Origin of the sequence: Streptomyces sp. NPDC001544 (genome assembly GCF_042894285.1) — a bacterium.
GTDB lineage: Bacteria > Actinomycetota > Actinomycetes > Streptomycetales > Streptomycetaceae > Streptomyces.
In genome coordinates this window covers 531769-549896 of the sequence record NZ_JBIAVN010000002.1, presented here as the reverse complement: position 1 = coordinate 549896, position 18128 = coordinate 531769, and the positions used below count along the sequence as shown (strand labels likewise).

The following is an 18128-nucleotide window of genomic DNA, read 5'->3' as shown; positions in this document are numbered from 1 at the left end:
CGTCGTGGACGGCCACCTCCAGCGGGATGGAGCAGCGGAACGCAGGGTCGTGATGTCCGACGTGCGGTACTCGGCGACGACGGCAGGCTGCTGTCGCCGGCCGCTGACGGCGCCGAAGTCTGGTCATCCGAGCGGCCGGACCTGGGCGGGCGGCTTGGTCACCCCATGAAACTCAGCCGCACCTGGCGGTCCGGGTTGTCCCGGTTCGTGTCCACCAGGCACACCGACTGCCACGTCCCCAGTTCCAGCCGTCCGTCGATCACCGGCAGGGTCGCGTGCGGGGGGACGAACGCGGGGAGGACGTGGTCGCGGCCGTGGCCGGGGCTGCCGTGGCGGTGCTGCCAGCGGTCGTCGGCGGGGAGCAGCGTGTGCAGGGCGGCGAGGAGGTCGTCGTCGCTGCCCGCGCCCGTCTCGATGATGGCGATGCCGGCGGTGGCGTGGGGGACGAAGAGGTTCAGCAGGCCGCTGCGGCCGGCCGCCACCTCGCCCAGGAACGCCTCGCAGTCGCGGGTGAGGTCCGCGACCCGCTCCCGGGAACCGGTGGCGACGTGCAGCACTCGGGTGGTGAAGGCATCTGACATGCTCCCATCCTCACCGCTGCGCCGGGTTTCACACGTCGCCCCCGCCCGAGCTCGCGGGAAGATCTCCGGGTACCCCAGGTGTTCGTACGGACGTGAACAGCATGCGTGAGGTCGACGTGGTCGTCGCGGGCGCCGGGCAGGCGGGTCTGTCGAGCGCCTATCACCTGCGGCGGGCCGGCTTCGAGCCGGGCCGCGACTTCGTGGTCCTCGACCACTCCCCCGCGCCGGGCGGCGCCTGGCAGTACCGGTGGCCGTCGCTCACGTACGGCAAGGTGCACGGGATGCACTCGTTGCCGGGAATGGAGCTGGCGGACGCCGATCCGGCGCGGCCTTCCGCGGAGGTCATCGGAGAGTACTTCGACACCTACGAACGGACCTTCGACCTGCGGGTGCGGCGACCTGTGCGGGTACGCACCGTGCGCGAGGGCGAGGGCGGGCGGCTGCTGGTGGAGACCTCGGACGGCACGTGGTCGACGCGGGCGCTGATCAACGCCACCGGCACCTGGGACCGGCCGTTCTGGCCGCGCTACCCCGGCCAGGAGAAATTCCGCGGACGGCAGTTGCACACCGCCCGGTACACGGGTCCCGAGGAGTTCGCCGGGCAGCGGGTGGTCGTGGTCGGCGGGGGTGCCTCCGGCACCCAGCACCTGCTGGAGATCGCCCCGTACGCGGCCGCCACCACCTGGGTCACCCGGCGTCCGCCGGTCTTCCACGAGGGCCCGTTCGACGAGAGCGCCGGCCGGGCGGCTGTCGCACTCGTGGAGGAGCGGGTGCGGCAGGGGCTGCCGCCCAGGAGCGTGGTCTCGGTCACGGGCCTGCCGCTGGGCGACGCGATCCGGCGGGGACTGCGGGACGGCGTGCTGGACCGGCTGCCGATGTTCGACCGCATCACCCCCGACGGGGTGGAATGGGAGGGCGGGCGGCGCGTGTCCGCCGACGTCATCCTCTGGGCGACCGGCTTCCGTGCGGCCCTCGACCATCTGGCGCCGCTGCGGCTGCGCGAGCCCGGCGGCGGGATCCGGATCGAGGGGACGCGCGCGGTGGCCGACCCGCGTGTCCACCTCGTCGGGTACGGGCCGTCGGCCAGCACCATAGGCGCCAACCGGGCGGGGCGCGCGGCTGTGCGGGACATCGGACGGCTGCTGGCCGCCGGGCCGGTCGCCGCGTGACGCCCCCGGCCGCCACGGCCGGTCACGCGGTGGGCTGGGCGGTCCCGCTCTGTGACGGCTGCGGGGTCCGGCCGGGGCTCGGCTGCCGCGTCCTGCTCTGCTGCAGGGCGTTGTACTCGGCCACGTTGCGCTGGTGCTCGGCGTAGTCGGCGGTGAAGCGGGTGTCGCCGGGCTTGACGGTGACGAAGTACAGCCAGTCCCCGGGCGCCGGGTTGACGGCCGCGCGCATCGCCGCCTCCCCCGGGTTGTCGATCGGCGTGGGCGGCAGACCCATGCGCTGGTAGGAGTTGTAGGGGCTCTCGATACGGGTGTCGTCCGTGGTCGTCCGGACCGCCCTGCGGTTCAGGGCGTAGTCGATGGTGGAGTCCATCTGCAGGGGCATGCCGCGCTGGAGCCGGTTGAAGACGACCCGGGCCACCTTGGCCATGTCGGTCTTCGAGGCGGCCTCGGCCTGGACGATGCTCGCGATGGTGACCGCCTGGTAGACGTTCATCGCATTGTGCTGCGCGCCGGCGGCGATCGGCGCGCCGTTGAACTTCCGGTTGGCGGTGTCGATCATCGACTGCAGCAGGGACTGCGGGGTCGCCTTGTGGTCGATCGGGTACGTCGCCGGGTAGAGGTAGCCCTCCGGGTTGCCCTGGGCTTCGCCCGGCAGCTTCAGTGCGGCCTTGCCGATGGACTTGCGGGTGGTACCCGCGGGGAGGGCGAGGGCCTTGTCGACGGCCTGGTAGACCTGGCTCGCGCGCCAGCCCTCCGGGATCACCAGTGTCATGGGCCGGGCGGCGTCCCCGTCGTCGCCGAGGGTGAGCAGCGGCACCGCCACGGCGGTGCCGGCCAGGACGGCGCCGGTCGCGACGAGGGCGATACGGCCCCGGCGTGTCAGTCGGATCGTTCTCCGCGGCTGAGCGTTCGTCTGCATGCGGGCACGGTAACCCGCATATCGTCACAAACCCGGCATATCACAGGAGATCCGGCAGTATCTTCAGCTTGTCGGTTCCAGTTGCGCGTCCCGCCGGACCAGGGCCGCGTACCGGCCGTCCAGCTCCAGCAGTTCCTCGTGCGTCCCCCGCTCGGCCACCCGCCCGGAGTCCAGCACCACGATCCGGTCGGCGTCCCGGACGGTGGACAGGCGGTGCGCGATGGTGAGCGTCGTCCGGTTGGCCGACAGGGCGTCGATGGCCTCCTGCACGGCGGCCTCCGTACGGGTGTCCAGGGCGCTGGTCGCCTCGTCGAGGATAAGCACCGGCGGGTCGCGCAGGATGGTGCGGGCTATGGCCAGGCGCTGTTTCTCACCGCCGGAGAAGCGGTGGCCGCGCTCGCCGACCACCGTGTCGTAGCCGTCGGGCAGCGCGGCGATGTGGTCGTGGATCTGGGCGGCCTTCGCCGCCGCGTGCAGTTCCTGGTCGGTGGCGTCCGGCTTGGCGAAGCGGAGGTTGTCGGCGACCGAGGCGTGGAAGAGGTACGTCTCCTGGGAGACGACGCCGACCGCGCGGGCGAGGGTGTCGAAGTCGAGGTCGCGCACGTCGACGCCGTCCAGGGTCACGCGGCCGCCGGTGACGTCGTACAGCCGGGGCACCAGATAACCGAGCGAGGACTTGCCCGCCCCGGTCGGGCCGACGATCGCCAGGCTGCCGCCCGCCGGAACGGTGACGTCGATGCCGTCGAGGACGGGGCCGCCTTTGCCGTCGTAGCGGAACTCGACGTCCTCGAAGCGGATTTCGCCCCTGACGCGGTCGAGGTGGACGGGCCGTTCCCGTTCGGTGATGTCGATCGGCAGGTCGAGGTACTCGAAGATGCGCTGGAAGAGCGCGAGAGAGGTCTGGATCTGCACGCCGGTCGACAGCAGGCTGACGGCCGGGCGGAACAGGCCCTGCTGGAGGGAGACGAAGGCGACGATCGTGCCGAGCGAGGTCTGCGGGCCGCCCAGTTGAAGGGCCACCCCTGCGGTCCAGTAGATGACGGCGGGCATGGCGGCCATGACGATGGTGATGACGGCCATGCGCCAGCGCCCCGCCATGTTCGACTTCACCTCGAGGTCGACCAGCCGCTCGGACTCCTCCGCGAAGGACGCGGTCAGGGACTCGGCTCGGCCCATGGTACGGCCGAGCAGGATGCCGCTGACCGAGAGCGACTCGGTGACCGTGGCGGCCATCGCGGCCATCTGCTTCTGGCGCTGGGTGGTGATCTTCTTGCGCTCGTTGCCGACGCGGCGGCTGATCCACACGAACACCGGCAGCAGGAGCAGCGAGACGAGGGTCAGCCGCCAGTCGAGCGCGACCATCGCCACGACCGTGGCGACGACGCTGGTGAGGTTGGAGACCAGCGAGGTGGCGGTGGAGGTCACGGTGGCCTGCATGCCGCCGATGTCGTTGGCTATGCGGGACTGCACCTCGCCGGTGCGGGTGCGGGTGAAGAAGGCGAGCGACATGCGCTGCAGCCGGCCGTAGACGGCGGTGCGCAGGTCGTGCATGACGCGCTGGCCCACGGTCGTGGAGATCAGCGTCTGCAGTACGCCGAAGACGCTGCTGAGCACGGCGCTCAGGGTCATGCCGAGCGCCAGCAGGCTCAGCAGGCCGGTGCGGCCGTCGGGGATCGCGACGTCAAGGGTCTCCCTGAGCAGGAACGGCGTGGCGACCGAGACCAGGGACGATGCGCCGACCAGCAGGCCGACGATCGCGAGCCGGGCACGGTAGGGACGGAAGAGCTTCAGGATGCGGCGCACCTGCCGGGGCTGGTCCTTGGCGTCGGCAGGCGGGTTCCAGGCGTTCTCACGGTCGGGATGCATGGGCTCCTACGGGGGTGGGTGGGCGTCGGCGTCGAGGCCTGGCAGGCCTGACCGACGGCGGTCGATTGATCATAGGTCATTGTTACCTATACTCACAATGAACTGCATCCTGATATTGTTCCCGCATGACCACCCCCGATCCCGAGGGCCTGCTCGCGGAGCAGTTGCTGCGGCTCACCCGCCGGGTGCACCGCATCCAGAAGCGCCACCTGGAACAGTGCGACCTGGGCATCACCCCGGCCCAGTCCCGGCTGCTGCGCACCCTCGCCCACTACGGCTCACCGCCGCGCATGGCCGACCTGGCCGAGCGCCTCGAGGTGGTGCCGCGTGCGGTGACCACGCTGGTCGACGGGCTGGAGGCGAGCGGCAGGGTGCGCCGGGTGCCCGACCCGGCGAACCGGCGGGTCACCCGGATCGAACTGACGGAGGCCGGCCGCACGACCCTCGACGCGCTGCGCGGGGCCCGGCGGTCGGCCGCGCGGGAGATCCTGGCGCCGTTGACGCACGAGCAGCGCGAGTTGCTCGGCGACCTGCTGGACACGCTGGTCGACGGGGCCACAGTCAAGCACTGCTGACCGCCCCGCGCCCGCCCCGCCCCGTCAGCACCGCCTGTCGTCCTGCGTCAGCACCCCCTGAACCGTCGTCAGCGAACGGTCGTCGCAGCCGTCCGCGCCGTACAGCCGATAGCGCTCGCGCGTCGTGCCGACCGCGTGGCGCCGGTCGCGCGGACACCGAGGGCGTGGGCGGTACGTCCGGTGTGACCGGTGAGGCGCGCCCGGCCCGTGTCCTGCCAGACCATGACGTTCACGGAAGTGCTCCAGCCCGTCCGCCCGTCGGGGGCCCCGGCCACCGAGACCTGCACGCGGTGCGGACGGCCGTCGTCGCTGTCCGGCTTCTCATGGCCGGTGTTCTACGGGGAGTCGGGCCCGGCCGCAATGAGGCCTCGGCGGATCAGGCGCTCAGGTCGGCCCTGTCCCCCATGACGATGACGGGATGCCGGGCCGGGTCGAGCGTGCGCAGCAGGTACTCCATGGCGTCCCGCGAGAGGCTGACGCAGGCCGAGGTGCCGCTGCCGTGGTCCATGTGCAGCCAGATGCCGCCGCCCTTCCGCTCGCCCTCGGGGCGGGCCGGGTTGTTCGGCGGGGTGCCCTTGACGCGGTTGTAGTCGATGGCGATGACGTAGTCGAAGTCGTGCCAGTGCGACTCGGCCCACGTGCGCGGGGCCGCGAACGACGCGTCCTGCGTGTACGGCAGCCTGGCACCGGGATCGTCGAGCACGCCGCCCGCGTCGGAGAGGGTGTAGACCCCGACGGGGCTGCGGTTGTCACCCATGTGGTGGTCGGCGGTCCAGCCCTTCTTGCCGTTGTGCGCAGGCCAACTACGGGTCCGCTCCCAGGCACTGCCGTGCCTGGTGTACAGCACGACCGTGGCTTCGGCCGAGTCCTTGCCGCGGCCGTAGACGGCCACCACCTGGCCGGATTCAGCGGGAATCCGGCGGTGCAGCCGGTCGCCGACGCCCGGCAGGCGGGTCGGGTCGACGGTGGCGGGGCGGTGCGCGGAACGGCCGGGGGCCCCGCGCGCGCCGGCGGGCCGGACACCGCCGTCTCCAGCGGAGCCACATCCGGACAGGGCCGACAGGGTCGTCAGAAGCGTTCCGAGAGCCGTCACCACGACCGTCGTACGCCGCACACCGTTCAACTGCACCGGGCCATGGTGGCACGTTGTGCGCACTGCCCCGGAAAACCGTTTGCTTTCGACCACGCTGCGACGCGAACCTTGCACGGTTTGTTGCCGTCTCCTCCCCCCTGACACGAGCACCTGACACGAGCCACTGGGACGTCTACGCCATGCAGATCCAAGACCTTCCGTATCCCGACCCGGGCGTCCCCGACGCGCGTTCGGGTCCCCGATTCCTGTGGTGGCTGTGGCGCAACCAGTTGGGCGGCCAGGTCAAGTCGCTGGCCTGGGGCCTGCTCCACTTCGTCTCCGTCTCCGCGCTGCCGTTCTGCGTCGGACTCGCCGTGCAGGCCGTGGTCGACCGCTCCGGCCGTCATCTGGCCCTGACCGGCGGGCTGATGGCACTGTGCGGTGCGGGCATCGCCGTCGGAGACACCTTCCTGCACCGGGCCGCCGTCACGAACTGGATCACGGCCGCCGCCCGCGTCCAGCAGTTGCTGGCCCGAAAGGCCGCACAGCTCGGCTCGGCGCTGACCCGGCGGGTCGCGGCCGGCGAGGTGGTGGCCGTCTCGACGGGTGACGTCGAGAAGATCGGCTGGTTCGTCGAGGCGGTCTCGCGTTTCACCGCCGCCGCGTTGACGGTGGTGGTGGTCTGCGTAGCCCTGCTGGTCTACCAACCGGCGCTCGGCGTGCTGCTCGCGGTGGGCCTGCCCGTGGTGGCGCTCGCCGTGCTGCCGCTGCTGCCCCGGGCGACCCGACGTGCCGACGTCCAGCGCGAGAAGGCCGGCCGGGCCACCGAACTCGCCTCGGACACCGTCGCCGGGCTGCGTGTGCTGCGTGGCATCGGCGGCGAGGAACTGTTCCTCGACCGCTACCGCAGCGCCTCCCAGGAGGTACGGCGCGCGGCCGTGCGCAGCGCCCGGATGTGGTCCCTGATCGCCGCGATCCAGGTGCTCCTGCCCGGAGTGCTGCTGATCACCATCGTCTGGCACGGCGTCCATCTCGCCCGCGACGGCCGGATCACCGTCGGCGAACTGGTCACCGCCTACAGCTCCGTGATGATCCTCGCCTACCCGCTGCGGCACTTCGAGGAGATCGCGATGGCGTACTCCTTCTCGCGTCCGTCGGCCAAGCGTGCCGCGCGTGTGCTGTCGCTGGACCGCACGACGGACGCGGGTGGCTCGCGCGAGGCCGAGACGCCGAGCGGCGACCTGTACGACCCGGGCACCGGACTGCTCGCGCCCACCGGCCGGTTGACCGCCGTGGTCTGCGGCGACCCGGACGCGGCCGGACGGCTCGCCGAGCGGCTCGGCGGCCACCCCGCCGAACCGGGCCCGTCGGTGCTGCTCGGCGGGGTGCCGCTGGACGAGCTGCCCCTGGACTGCGCGCGCACCGCCGTCCTGGTACAGGACAAGGACCCCGTGTTGCTGTCGGGTTCGCTGCGCGAGCTGCTCGACGTACCCGCCTCCGGCGCCGTCCGCCCGGAGGAGGCACTGGCGGCCGCGCAGTGCGGGGACGTCCTGGAGGCCCTGGTCCAGGGATCGTTGGCCGCCGCCGATCCGATGGACGCCCGCATCACCGAGCGCGGGCGCTCACTGTCGGGCGGCCAGCGCCAGCGGCTCGCGCTGGCCCGGTCCCTGATCACGGACCCCGAGGTGCTGGTCCTCGACGAGCCGACCTCCGCCGTCGACTCCCACACGGAGGCACGGATCGCCGAGGGGGTGCGGCAGCTGCGGACCGACCGCACAACGGTGGTGTTCACCTCCTCACCGCTGCTCCTGGACCGCGCGGACCTCGTCGTCCTCGTCCACGACGGCGAGGTGGCGGCGGTCGGCGCGCACCGCGAACTGCTGCACACCGAGCCCCGGTACCGGGCGGTCGTGACCCGCGAGACCGAGGAGGAGGGTGCTGCGCCGGGACTGCCGGCGGACGAGAAGGCCGCCCTGCGCGGAGTGTTGGAGACGAACGAGGCCACCGCCCTCCGGGGCGCCCTGGAAGAGATCGAGGAGAGCGCATGATCGGCGTCGCGCCACCGGCCTACGACCCGGCGGCCCCGACGACGGCCGCCACCCTGCCCGTCGGCGCCCCTGCGACCGTACGCGCCTACGTGATGGAGCTGCTGCGCCGGCATCGCCGCGCCTTCGGGACACTGATCCTCGTCGACACCGTCGCCGTGGTGGCCTCCATGGCGGGCCCCTATCTGGTGGGCGGGCTCGTGGAGCGGGTCTCCGACGGGGCCGGCGAACTGCATCTGGGGCTGACCGTCGGGTCCTTCCTGCTCGCGCTGGTCGTCCAGGCGGTGTTCGTTCGTGAGGTGCGGTTGCGCGGGGCGATGCTCGGCGAGCGGATGCTGGCCGACCTGCGCGAGGACTTCCTCGTCCGGTCGGTCGGGCTGCCGCCGGGGGTGCTGGAGCGGGCGGGCACCGGTGACCTGCTGTCGCGTATCACCACGGACATCGACCGGCTCGCCAACGCCATGCGCGAGGCGGTACCGCAGCTCGCGATCGGGACGGTGTGGGCCGCGCTGCTGCTCGGCGGGCTCGTGGTCACCGCACCGCCGCTGGCGGCCGCCGTGCTGCTCGCCGCACCGCTGCTGGTCGCGGGCTGCCGCTGGTACTGGAGGCGGGCGCCGTCCGGCTACCGGTCCGAGGCCGCCGGGTACGCCGCCGTGGCGGCCGCGCTCGCCGAGACAGTGGACGCCGGCCGCACCGTCGAGGCCCACCGACTCGGCGACCGCCGCATCGCCCTGTCGGAACGCCGGATCAAGGAGTGGACGGCCTGGGAACGCTACACATTGTGGCTGCGGTCCGTGCTCTTCCCGGTCATCAACGCCACCCACACCGTGGTGCTCGGCTCGGTCCTCATGGTCGGCGGGGTCCTCGTGCTGCACGGCCGGCTCGGGGTGGGGCAGCTCACCACCGGCGCGCTGATCGCGCAGATGCTCGTCGAACCAGTCAACCTGATCCTGCGCTGGTACGACGAGGTGCAGGTCGCCCAGGTGTCGCTGGCCCGACTGGTAGGCGTGCGTGACATCGAGCCGGACACCGGGGACCCGGCGCTGGCCCCGGACGGACGCGACGTGCACGCGGACCGGGTGCACTTCGGCTACCGGGAGGGCGTAGACGTCCTGCGCCAGGTGTCGCTGGAGGTCGCGCCCGGCACCCGGCTGGCCCTCGTGGGGCCCTCGGGGGCGGGCAAGTCCACGCTGGGCAGGCTGCTCGCCGGTATCTACGCGCCCCGGGACGGCCGGATCACGCTGGGGGGTGCCGAGCTCTCCCGGATGCCCGCCGAGCGGGTCCGCTCGCACGTCGCCCTCGTCAACCAGGAGCACCACGTGTTCGTGGGCTCGCTGCGCGACAACCTCCTGCTGGCCGGCGCCGGCGCCACCGACGCCGAGCTGTGGGCGGCGCTCGGCGCGGTCGACGCCGACGGGTGGGCGCGGGCGCTGGACGACGGCCTGGACACCGAGGTCGGCTCGGGCGGACTGTCGCTCACCCCCGCTCAGGCCCAGCAGATCGCGCTGGCCCGGCTGGTGCTGGCCGACCCGCACACTCTGGTCCTGGACGAGGCGACCTCGCTCCTCGACCCGCGCGCGGCACGCCACCTCGAGCGCTCCCTGGCCCGGGTCCTGGACGGCCGCACCGTGGTCGCCATCGCCCACCGCCTCCACACGGCGCACGACGCCGACGTCATCGCGGTCGTGGAGAACGGGCGCATCAGCGAGCTGGGCAGCCACGACCAGCTGGTCGCTGCGGACGGCGCGTACGCGGCGCTGTGGCGGTCCTGGCACGGGTGACCCACCGGCACGCCGGGCGGCCCGGCAGCGGGCCGGAAGGAGAGCGCACGCTTCGGGTGGACGGCGTGGAGCCGGGAGCGAGGTGTGCACTCTCGGGCCGGTCCCCGTGCCGTTGCGCGGTGCCGAGCCGGGGTGGAAGGCTGGAAGCTGGCACCGGCTTGGGGAACACCCGGGAACCGTCCGCTCACCGTCCGGTTCGCGCCGGGTGACACCTGTGCCCCGCACCCCGGCGGTCCGCCGCCGGGCGCGGTGAGAACGGGCCGTGCCCAGCAGCTGGAGGTAGCCGTGGACAGCACCGACGGATGGGGAGACGACGTCTACCAGCCCGATGCGTCCGAGATCCAGGACGACGCCGGACTGCTCGACGCGGAGGACACGCTCGTCGACGACGGTGTCGACGACCCCCTGGACCGCGGCTGGTCTCCTCCCGAGCGGCCCTGGGCGGTGGAGCACGTCGGTGTGACGGCGGCCGAGCGCCGGCACGGTGAGACCCTGGAGGAGCGCCTCGCCGAGGAACTGCCCGACCTCGCCGCCCCCGACGGCGACGGCATCGGCGACGCCGAGGACACCGACGGCGAAGCTCTGGACAACGAGGTCGGAGGCCTCCGCTCCGGCCGCCTCGTGGCCCCCGACGAAGGTGCGCACGAGGACGAGGAGGCCGCCCTCGTGGCCACCGACGTCGGTATCGACGGCGCGGCCGCCTCCGCCGAGGAGGCCGCGATGCACGTCGTGGACGAGGACACCCTCTCCGGCTGACCCCAACGCCACCCGCCCGCCGCCCGCCCATCGCGAGGAGCCGCCATGCAGGAGGACAAGCACCCCGACTACCACGCGGTCGTCTTCCGTGACCGCGCCGCCGGATACGCCTTTCTGACCCGGTCCACCGCGACCAGCGACCGGACCATCGAGTGGGACGACGGGGAGACGTACCCCGTCGTCGACGTGGAGATCTCCTCGGAGAGCCATCCCTTCTACACCGGCACGGCCCGCACGGTCGACGCCGAGGGACGCATCGCACGCTTCGCGCGCCGGTACGGCGAGGCGGACTCGGGGGAATCCGCCTCCTGAGCCCGGCCCGGGGAGTCCGCCTCCCGGGCCCGGCCAGTCCGTCAGATGACGTTGAGCGCGGCGGCGCAGCCCACTCCGCCGAGCACCATGAACGCCGGCATCAGCACCTTCAGCTCGACCCAGCTGCCCGCCCGGAACCGCATCGCCTTCGGCGGCCCCAACGGGTACCAGCGCTTGCGGCCCACGGGGATCGGCCACAGGATCGGGCAGCCCGAGACGGTCAGCGCGTCCCCGATGTCGTGCACCAGTGCCCCCAGCACGACGGGCAGCCCCAGCCACAGGTACTCCTGTCCGGGCGCGGTGAACAGCCAGCCGGAGCCGTTGCCGGGCTTGTCCAGGATGCCCGCGAGGATCCAGGCGCTGGTCGCGGCCAGCAGCCAGACCAGTACATCGCTGCTCGAACCGCGCGCCGCCCGCCACAGCAGACCCTCGATCGCCAGCACCATGTGCGCGAAGAGGATCGCCAGCACCGCCCAGCGGCCACCGGTGATCGCCGCCGCGGAGCAACCCCCGCCTATCAGGACGGCCCACAGCCAGGTGTGCGTCAGCGTCCGGTGCCCGCCGGAGCGCCGCGGGTCGCCCTGCTTCCTGGTCGCCTTGTAGACGGCGTACGACAGCTTGTCCACGATCTCGCAGATCCAGCGCGAGAGCGGCCCGAAGGCGCGCGAGATGGTGGCCGCCTTGTGGTCGAGGTCGGGGGCGAGCGCGGCACCGGCGCAGATCAGCGCGCCGACCAGCAGCACCGGCCAGGGCATCGGGTGCCCGGCCGCGGCGGTGGCCGCTCCGACGCCGAGCCAAGCGGCGGCCCCCGACAGTGAGTGTGCTGGTCCCATCATGGCCGTGGCCCGCCCCATTCCTCGTGTGCCGCTGTCCAGTTGACCGGGTGCGTCGACGCTCCGTCGGCGACACAGCGTAGCCTCCGTGATCTTCGAGCTCACAGCCGATTCCCCCATCGGCCGGGACGCCAGGCAAGATGGGTGCGTGACCCTCATCGATCAGCTGCCGCCGACCGCCGACCCCGACGCCCTGTACGAAGCCTTCGAGTCGTGGGCCCAGGAGCGCGGTCTCACGCTCTACCCCCATCAGGAGGAGGCGCTGATCGAGGCGGTCTCGGGTGCGAACGTGATCGTGTCGACGCCCACCGGCTCGGGCAAGTCCATGATCGCCGCGGGGGCACACTTCGCCGCGCTGGCCCGGGACGAGGTCACCTTCTACACGGCGCCCATCAAGGCCCTGGTGTCGGAGAAGTTCTTCGAACTGTGCAAGCTCTTCGGCACCGAGAACGTCGGGATGCTCACCGGCGACGCCTCCGTGAACGCCGACGCGCCGGTCATCTGCTGCACCGCCGAGGTACTCGCGTCCATCGCGCTGCGCGACGGCAAGGACGCGGACGTCGGCCAGGTCGTCATGGACGAGTTCCACTTCTACGCCGAGGGCGACCGTGGCTGGGCCTGGCAGATCCCGCTGCTCGAACTCCCCCAGGCGCAGTTCGTCCTGATGTCGGCCACGCTCGGCGACGTCTCCTTCTTCGAGAAGGACCTCACCCGCCGCACCGGCCGCCCCACCGCGGTGGTCCGCTCGGCGACCCGCCCGGTCCCCCTCTCCTACGAGTACAAGCTCACGCCGCTCACCGAGACGCTCACCGACCTGCTGGAAACCAGGCAGGCACCGGTCTACATCGTGCACTTCACCCAGGCGCAGGCCGTGGAACGGGCGCAGGCGCTGATGAGCATCAACATGTGCTCGCGCGAGGAGAAGGACCAGATCGCCGAACTGATCGGCAACTTCCGCTTCACCACGAAGTTCGGTCGCAACCTCTCCCGGTACGTACGTCACGGCATCGGCGTCCACCACGCCGGCATGCTGCCGAAGTACCGGCGTCTGGTGGAGAAGCTGGCGCAGGCCGGTCTGCTGAAGGTCATCTGCGGCACCGACACCCTGGGTGTCGGTGTCAACGTGCCCATCCGCACGGTGCTTTTCACCGCCCTGACCAAGTACGACGGCAGCCGCGTGCGCACCCTGCGCGCCCGTGAGTTCCACCAGATCGCAGGCCGGGCCGGCCGGGCGGGTTTCGACACGGCGGGGCTCGTGGTCGCGCAGGCGCCCGAGCACGTCATCGAGAACGAGAAGGCCCTCGCCAAGGCGGGCGACGACCCGAAGAAGCGCCGCAAGGTGGTGCGCAAGAAGGCGCCGGAGGGTTTCGTCGGCTGGACGGAGAACACCTTCGAGAAGTTGATCGCCTCGGAGCCGGAACCGCTGACGTCCCGGTTCCGGGTGACGCACACGATGCTGCTGTCGGTGATCGCCCGGCCCGGCAACGCCTTCGAGGCGATGCGCCGTCTCCTGGAGGACAACCACGAGCCGCGCAGGCAGCAGCTGAGGCACATCCGGCGGGCGATCGCCATCTACCGCTCCCTGCTGGACGGTGGCATCGTCGAGAAACTGGACGAGCCGGACCCCACGGGCCGCATCGTCCGCCTCACGGTCGACCTCCAGCAGGACTTCGCGCTCAACCAGCCGCTGTCGACGTTCGCGCTCGCCGCGTTCGAGCTGCTGGACCCGGAGTCGCCGTCCTACGCCCTCGACATGGTGTCGGTCGTGGAGTCCACCCTGGACGATCCGCGGCAGATCCTCGCCGCCCAGCAGAACAAGGCGCGCGGCGAGGCCGTGGCCGCGATGAAGGCGGACGGCGTCGAGTACGAGGAACGCATGGAGCGCCTCCAGGACGTCACCTACCCCAAGCCCCTTGAGGAGCTGCTCTTCCACGCGTACAACACGTACCGCAAGAGCCACCCCTGGGTCGGTGACCATCCGCTGTCGCCGAAGTCCGTGATCCGCGACATGTACGAAAGGGCGCTGTCCTTCACCGAGTTGGTGTCCTTCTACGAGCTGGCCCGCACCGAGGGCATCGTGCTGCGCTACCTCGCCGGCGCCTACAAGACCCTGGATCACACGATTCCGGACGACCTGAAGTCGGAGGACCTCGAGGACCTGATCGAATGGCTCGGCGAGATGGTGCGCCAGGTCGACTCCAGCCTGCTGGACGAGTGGGAGCAACTGGCCAACCCGGCGGAGATGACCGCCGAGGAGGCCCAGGAGAAGGCCGACGAGGTCAAGCCGGTCACCACCAACGCGCGCGCCTTCCGGGTACTGGTCCGCAACGCGATGTTCCGCCGTGTGGAGCTCGCCGCCCTCGACCAGGTCGACGAACTGGGCGAGCTGGACGCGGAGTCCGGCTGGGACGCGCAGGCCTGGGGCGATGCGATGGACAAGTACTGGGACGAGTACGACGACCTCGGCACCGGCCCCGACGCCCGCGGCCCCAAGCTGCTGGTGATCCAGGAGGAGCCGCAGAACGGGCTCTGGCGCGTCCGCCAGATCTTCGACGACCCGGCCGGTGACCACGACTGGGGTATCAGCGCGGAGGTCGACCTCGCGGCCTCCGACGCGGAGGGCCGTGCGGTCGTTCGCGTCACCGACGTCGGACAGCTGTGAGCACAGGAGTATCCCACCCATGACGAATCCGGCCGAGAGACTTGTCGACCTGCTCGACCTGGAGCAGATCGAGGTCAACATATTCCGTGGCCTCAGCCCGCAGGAGTCGCTCCAGCGGGTCTTCGGCGGCCAGGTGGCGGGCCAGGCACTGGTCGCCGCCGGGCGCACCACGGACGGCGACCGCCCGGTGCACTCGCTGCACGCGTACTTCCTGCGCCCCGGCCGACCGGGCGTGCCGATCGTGTACCAGGTGGAACGGGTGCGCGACGGGCGGTCGTTCACGACACGCCGGGTCACCGCCGTGCAGCAGGGCCGCACGATCTTCAATCTGACCGCCTCCTTTCACAAGCCTGAGGAAGGACCCTTCGAGCACCAGCTGCCGCCGGCCCGCGAGGTGCCGGACCCGGAGTCCCTGCCGACGGTCACGGAGGAGATCCGCAAGCACCTGGGCGCACTGCCCGAGCAGCTGGAGCGGATGGCGCGCCGTCAGCCCTTCGACATCCGTTACGTCGACCGGCTCCGCTGGAACGCCGAGGAGGTGGAGGGCGCGGAGCCGCGCAGCGCGGTGTGGATGCGTGCGGTCGGCCCGCTGGGCGACGACCCGTTGGTGCACACCTGCGCTTTGACCTACGCCAGCGACATGACCCTCCTGGACGCGGTCCGTATTCCCGTCGAGCCGCTGTGGGGACCGCGGAACTTCGACATGGCCTCGCTGGACCACGCGATGTGGTTCCACCGGCCGTTCCGCGCGGACGAGTGGTTCCTGTACGACCAGGAGTCCCCGATCGCCACGGGCGGCCGTGGTCTGGCCCGTGGGCGGATCTACGACCTGCAGGGGCGCCTGCTCGTCTCGGTGGTCCAGGAAGGTCTGTTCAGGGCCCTGTAGCCACGCCTCGGCGCCCCGTGGGCCGGGAGCTTCTGCGGCGCAGCCGGCCCAGGAGTCCGCGTGCCGGTTTCGTGGTGTGCGCCGCGTCCGGCGCGGACGGGCCCGGGTGTGGTGGCGACGGGTCCGGGTGTGGTGCGGGCGGGTGTGGCGTGGGCGGGCGCGAGGCGGGCCGGTGGGCGCGAGCCTCCCGCACCGCCTGCGCGAGATCGCGGCGGAGCCGGCCGACTTCCTCCGCGTCGTTCGCCGTCATGATCCGCTCGGCCAGCTCCGCGTAGGGCGATCCCGGGGCGCCGTTGGCGGGCGGCCCCGGCCGGTTGCGGTTGACCTGAGCTCGTTCGTAGGGGTCCTTGATCACGTCCGAGATGTGCACCGGGTCGAGGAAGGCGGCCAAGGCCCCGGCGCGCTCCCACGGATCGTCGGCCTGCCGCAGCAGGAACCCGAGATGACGTCCGCGCCAGGTGCGGGCCCGTAGATCCAGCCCCTCCCCCAGTCGCTCGCGCAAGGCCTCGGGGGTACGGCCGGTGAGCAGCGGGGCGTTCCGCTCGTTCGCCGTGAACTGCCGCAGTTCCTCGGCGGGATAGAGCCAGACCACGGCTCGGTACCGGTTCAGATGGAAGCGCACGGGCACCACCAGGCCGAGGCGTGCCAGGCGGGTGAACCTCATGGCCGACACTTCCATCAGGGCCGCGCCCTCCGTGGTGCCCACGGCCCTGACGCTCTCCCGCAGTGCTTCGGGGAATCCCTCCTCGGCGCGCAGGCGCTCGATCTCGGGCCGCTCCACGCGGCGGCCCCCGCCCCCCTGTCCGTCGGGCACGGTCCGGATCCGGCCGAGGAGTACCGCTAGGTCGAATTCGCCGCGCGCAAGGCCGAGTTCCCGCGCGGCACGGTTCGGCGCGCAGGTCGGATGACGTGGTGCCGCGATGGTGCTGCCCGACATGGTCGTCTCCCCCGTGGAGTGGTGGCTCACGCCGTCTGCGCTCGCCGTGAAAAAACCGTAACCGGTCCGGCGAATCTCCTGGCGAGCCTGTGGATAACTCCAGGCGGGGCGACGAAAATGCAGGTCAGAGCTCTTCTCTTGGTTCACGCCCGGGTTGCCGGGCATCCACCCCGAGGTGCTCGCCGACCCGGTTGACGAGCAGCGTCATCTCGTAGGCGATCTGTCCGATGTCGGCCTCCGCGCCGCTGAGCACGCACAGACAGCTTCCGCTGCCGGCGGCGGTGACGAACAGCACGGCGTCGTCGTACTCGACCATCGTCTGGCGGACCCTGCCCGCACCGAAGTGGCGTCCCGACCCCTTCGCCAGGCTGTGCAGTCCGGAGGCGACGGCGGCGAGATGCTCCGCGTCCTCGCGGCGGAGGCCGGTGCTCGCGCCCGTCACCAGGCCGTCGTTCGACAGGACCAGCGCGTGCCGTACGTGTTCCACGCGTTCCGTCAGGTCGTCCAGGAGCCACCCGAGTCCCTGGTTCTGCGCCATCTGCGGTCTCTCCCCGTGTGACGTCTCCCCCTGGCTGGAGGAACTCTTCGCCAGCCTTCCCCACGACCGCCGTCCGGGCAAGGAGGATGGAGGTATGGCACAGAAGATGACCGACGAGGAATGGCGGGAGTTCGTCTCGGCGGGCACCCGCACCGGCAAACTCTCGACGGTGCGGGCCGACGGCGCTCCGCACCTGGCACCGATCTGGTTTCTGCTCGATGGGGACGAGGTGGTCTTCAACACGGGCAAGGAGACCGTGAAGGGGCGCAATCTGGCACGCGACGGCCAGGTCGCGCTCTGCGTGGACGACGACCGGCCGCCCTTCCACTTCGTGGTGCTGAACGGCCGCGCCCGGCTGTCGGAGGATCTCGGCGAGGTCCGGCACTGGGCGACCCGTATCGCCGCGCGGTACATGGGTGAGGAGCGGGCCGAGGAGTTCGGCGCCCGCAACGGCGTTCCGGGCGAGCTACTGGTCCGGGTCAGCATCGAGCATGTGGTCGCCTTGAAGGCCATCGCGGGCTGAGGCCTCGCAGACCCTCAGCCGACCGAGTCGAGCAGCCGGGCGGTGTGCATCCGCCCGGCGTACTCGACGAGCCGGATCAGCACCTCCTTCCCCGAGTCCCGGTCGCGGGCGTCGCACAGGACCACGGGGGTCCCCCGGTCGAGATCGAGGGCACGGCACACGTCGTCGGCGTCGTGGGCGCGTGCCCCGGCGAAGCAGTTGACCGCCACCACGAACGGGATGTGCCGGTGCTCGAAGTAGTCCACGGCCGGAAAGCAGTCCTCCAGCCGCCGGGTGTCCGCCAGGACCACCGCTCCCAGCGCGCCCTGTGACAGCTCGTCCCACAGGAACCAGAAGCGGTCCTGGCCGGGTGTACCGAAGAGGTACAGGGACAGGCCCGAGCGGATGGTGATGCGGCCGAAGTCCATGGCCACGGTCGTGGTGACCTTCTGGTCGACGCCGTCGGTGTCGTCGACCGACTGTCCGGCCTCGCTCAGCAGTTCCTCGGTGCGCAGCGGGCGGATCTCGCTGACCGCGCCGACCAGGGTGGTCTTGCCGACGCCGAAGCCGCCGGCAACCAGGATCTTCAGCGCCAGGGCGGACGTCTCGCCGTCGGTGGTGTCGGAGTGCTCGGAGAGCTCTGAGGCCATGATCACTTCTCTCGGGAATGCGGGTCGCGCGCGGCTGTGCGGCG

At 71.6% G+C, this 18128-nt stretch carries 17 protein-coding genes; 9 read left to right on the top strand and 8 right to left on the bottom strand.

Features of this window, described 5'->3' with window-relative positions:
- Positions 1-158 precede the first annotated feature (158 nt).
- Positions 159-581: a secondary thiamine-phosphate synthase enzyme YjbQ gene (locus tag ACFY0F_RS07895; RefSeq protein ID WP_388790546.1), complete on the bottom strand. Its 423-nt coding sequence runs from the start codon at positions 579-581 to the stop codon at positions 159-161.
- A 92-nt stretch (positions 582-673) separates the two neighbouring features.
- On the opposite strand from ACFY0F_RS07895, the gene ACFY0F_RS07890 reads away from it, so the two are divergent.
- Positions 674-1750 carry an NAD(P)-binding domain-containing protein gene (locus ACFY0F_RS07890; RefSeq protein ID WP_388790544.1) on the top strand — a complete coding sequence of 359 codons (1077 nt, stop codon included), beginning with the start codon at positions 674-676 and terminating at the stop codon, positions 1748-1750.
- Between the two features lie 22 nt (positions 1751-1772).
- Here the strand turns inward: ACFY0F_RS07890 and mltG are convergent, their stop codons facing one another.
- Positions 1773-2669, bottom strand: coding sequence for an endolytic transglycosylase MltG (gene mltG / locus ACFY0F_RS07885; protein ID WP_388790541.1), 897 nt, complete (start codon positions 2667-2669; stop codon positions 1773-1775).
- A 63-nt stretch (positions 2670-2732) separates the two neighbouring features.
- Entirely contained in the window at positions 2733-4535 is a 1803-nt protein-coding gene (locus tag ACFY0F_RS07880) for an ABC transporter ATP-binding protein (RefSeq protein ID WP_388790539.1), read from the bottom strand.
- Between the two features lie 125 nt (positions 4536-4660).
- On the opposite strand from ACFY0F_RS07880, the gene ACFY0F_RS07875 reads away from it, so the two are divergent.
- Positions 4661-5110: a MarR family winged helix-turn-helix transcriptional regulator gene (locus ACFY0F_RS07875; protein WP_388790536.1), complete on the top strand. Its 450-nt coding sequence runs from the start codon at positions 4661-4663 to the stop codon at positions 5108-5110.
- Positions 5111-5486: 376 nt separating this feature from the next.
- On the opposite strand, the gene ACFY0F_RS07870 is transcribed toward ACFY0F_RS07875, so the two are convergent.
- Positions 5487-6239 (bottom strand): L,D-transpeptidase family protein, encoded by a 753-nt coding sequence (locus tag ACFY0F_RS07870; RefSeq protein ID WP_388790534.1) that lies wholly within the window; start codon positions 6237-6239, stop codon positions 5487-5489.
- Positions 6240-6382: 143 nt separating this feature from the next.
- Here ACFY0F_RS07870 and ACFY0F_RS07865 point away from each other — a divergent pair, with 143 nt between their 5' ends.
- The 4 genes from ACFY0F_RS07865 to ACFY0F_RS07850 all read left to right on the top strand — a co-directional run bounded on the left by ACFY0F_RS07865 (position 6383) and on the right by ACFY0F_RS07850 (position 11076).
- A complete protein-coding gene (locus ACFY0F_RS07865) occupies positions 6383-8230 on the top strand; it encodes an ABC transporter transmembrane domain-containing protein (RefSeq protein ID WP_388790531.1) in 1848 nt (615 codons plus the stop codon).
- Positions 8227-10008 carry an ABC transporter ATP-binding protein gene (locus ACFY0F_RS07860; protein ID WP_388790529.1) on the top strand — a complete coding sequence of 594 codons (1782 nt, stop codon included), beginning with the start codon at positions 8227-8229 and terminating at the stop codon, positions 10006-10008. Before ACFY0F_RS07865 ends, ACFY0F_RS07860 begins: the two co-directional genes overlap by 4 nt.
- 285 nt (positions 10009-10293) lie before the next feature.
- Positions 10294-10764, top strand: a complete 471-nt coding sequence (locus ACFY0F_RS07855) for a DUF5709 domain-containing protein (protein WP_388790526.1) — start codon at positions 10294-10296, stop codon at positions 10762-10764.
- Between the two features lie 45 nt (positions 10765-10809).
- Positions 10810-11076 (top strand): type B 50S ribosomal protein L31, encoded by a 267-nt coding sequence (locus tag ACFY0F_RS07850; protein WP_388790524.1) that lies wholly within the window; start codon positions 10810-10812, stop codon positions 11074-11076.
- Between the two features lie 41 nt (positions 11077-11117).
- On the opposite strand, the gene ACFY0F_RS07845 is transcribed toward ACFY0F_RS07850, so the two are convergent.
- Positions 11118-11912: a metal-dependent hydrolase gene (locus ACFY0F_RS07845; RefSeq protein WP_388790522.1), complete on the bottom strand. Its 795-nt coding sequence runs from the start codon at positions 11910-11912 to the stop codon at positions 11118-11120.
- Positions 11913-12057: 145 nt separating this feature from the next.
- Between ACFY0F_RS07845 and ACFY0F_RS07840 the strand changes: the two genes are divergently transcribed.
- Together ACFY0F_RS07840 and ACFY0F_RS07835 are read left to right on the top strand one after the other, a co-directional pair.
- A complete protein-coding gene (locus tag ACFY0F_RS07840) occupies positions 12058-14571 on the top strand; it encodes a DEAD/DEAH box helicase (RefSeq protein WP_388790520.1) in 2514 nt (837 codons plus the stop codon).
- A 19-nt stretch (positions 14572-14590) separates the two neighbouring features.
- A complete protein-coding gene (locus ACFY0F_RS07835; protein ID WP_388790518.1) occupies positions 14591-15457 on the top strand; it encodes an acyl-CoA thioesterase in 867 nt (288 codons plus the stop codon).
- Here ACFY0F_RS07835 and ACFY0F_RS07830 read toward each other — a convergent pair.
- Both ACFY0F_RS07830 and ACFY0F_RS07825 read right to left on the bottom strand, forming a co-directional pair.
- Entirely contained in the window at positions 15444-16394 is a 951-nt protein-coding gene (locus ACFY0F_RS07830; protein ID WP_388790516.1) for a DUF6397 family protein, read from the bottom strand. The two genes, ACFY0F_RS07835 and ACFY0F_RS07830, sit on opposite strands and share 14 nt — an antisense overlap.
- 124 nt (positions 16395-16518) lie before the next feature.
- Positions 16519-16932 (bottom strand): roadblock/LC7 domain-containing protein, encoded by a 414-nt coding sequence (locus ACFY0F_RS07825; protein ID WP_388790514.1) that lies wholly within the window; start codon positions 16930-16932, stop codon positions 16519-16521.
- A 94-nt stretch (positions 16933-17026) separates the two neighbouring features.
- Here ACFY0F_RS07825 and ACFY0F_RS07820 point away from each other — a divergent pair, with 94 nt between their 5' ends.
- Complete coding sequence (locus ACFY0F_RS07820; RefSeq protein WP_388790512.1) at positions 17027-17455, top strand: PPOX class F420-dependent oxidoreductase; 429 nt, start codon at positions 17027-17029, stop codon at positions 17453-17455.
- Between the two features lie 14 nt (positions 17456-17469).
- Here the strand turns inward: ACFY0F_RS07820 and ACFY0F_RS07815 are convergent, their stop codons facing one another.
- The gene (locus ACFY0F_RS07815; protein WP_388790510.1) at positions 17470-18084 is read right to left on the bottom strand and encodes an ATP/GTP-binding protein; all 615 of its coding nucleotides are present in this window, start codon (positions 18082-18084) and stop codon (positions 17470-17472) included.
- Between the last annotated feature and the right edge of the window lie 44 nt (positions 18085-18128).

Excerpts from the sequence above, each read along its gene's own strand:
- mltG (WP_388790541.1), bottom strand. The coding sequence starts at position 2,669 with ATGCAGACGAACGCTCAGCCGCGGAGAACGATCCGACTGACACGCCGG.
- ACFY0F_RS07875 (WP_388790536.1), top strand. The coding sequence starts at position 4,661 with ATGACCACCCCCGATCCCGAGGGCCTGCTCGCGGAGCAGTTGCTGCGG.
- ACFY0F_RS07865 (WP_388790531.1), top strand. The coding sequence starts at position 6,383 with ATGCAGATCCAAGACCTTCCGTATCCCGACCCGGGCGTCCCCGACGCG.
- ACFY0F_RS07820 (WP_388790512.1), top strand. The coding sequence starts at position 17,027 with ATGGCACAGAAGATGACCGACGAGGAATGGCGGGAGTTCGTCTCGGCG.
- ACFY0F_RS07825 (WP_388790514.1), bottom strand. The coding sequence starts at position 16,932 with ATGGCGCAGAACCAGGGACTCGGGTGGCTCCTGGACGACCTGACGGAA.
- ACFY0F_RS07830 (WP_388790516.1), bottom strand. The coding sequence starts at position 16,394 with ATGTCGGGCAGCACCATCGCGGCACCACGTCATCCGACCTGCGCGCCG.
- ACFY0F_RS07895 (WP_388790546.1), bottom strand. The coding sequence starts at position 581 with ATGTCAGATGCCTTCACCACCCGAGTGCTGCACGTCGCCACCGGTTCC.
- ACFY0F_RS07845 (WP_388790522.1), bottom strand. The coding sequence starts at position 11,912 with ATGATGGGACCAGCACACTCACTGTCGGGGGCCGCCGCTTGGCTCGGC.
- ACFY0F_RS07850 (WP_388790524.1), top strand. The coding sequence starts at position 10,810 with ATGCAGGAGGACAAGCACCCCGACTACCACGCGGTCGTCTTCCGTGAC.
- ACFY0F_RS07835 (WP_388790518.1), top strand. The coding sequence starts at position 14,591 with ATGACGAATCCGGCCGAGAGACTTGTCGACCTGCTCGACCTGGAGCAG.
- ACFY0F_RS07860 (WP_388790529.1), top strand. The coding sequence starts at position 8,227 with ATGATCGGCGTCGCGCCACCGGCCTACGACCCGGCGGCCCCGACGACG.
- ACFY0F_RS07880 (WP_388790539.1), bottom strand. The coding sequence starts at position 4,535 with ATGCATCCCGACCGTGAGAACGCCTGGAACCCGCCTGCCGACGCCAAG.
- ACFY0F_RS07815 (WP_388790510.1), bottom strand. The coding sequence starts at position 18,084 with ATGGCCTCAGAGCTCTCCGAGCACTCCGACACCACCGACGGCGAGACG.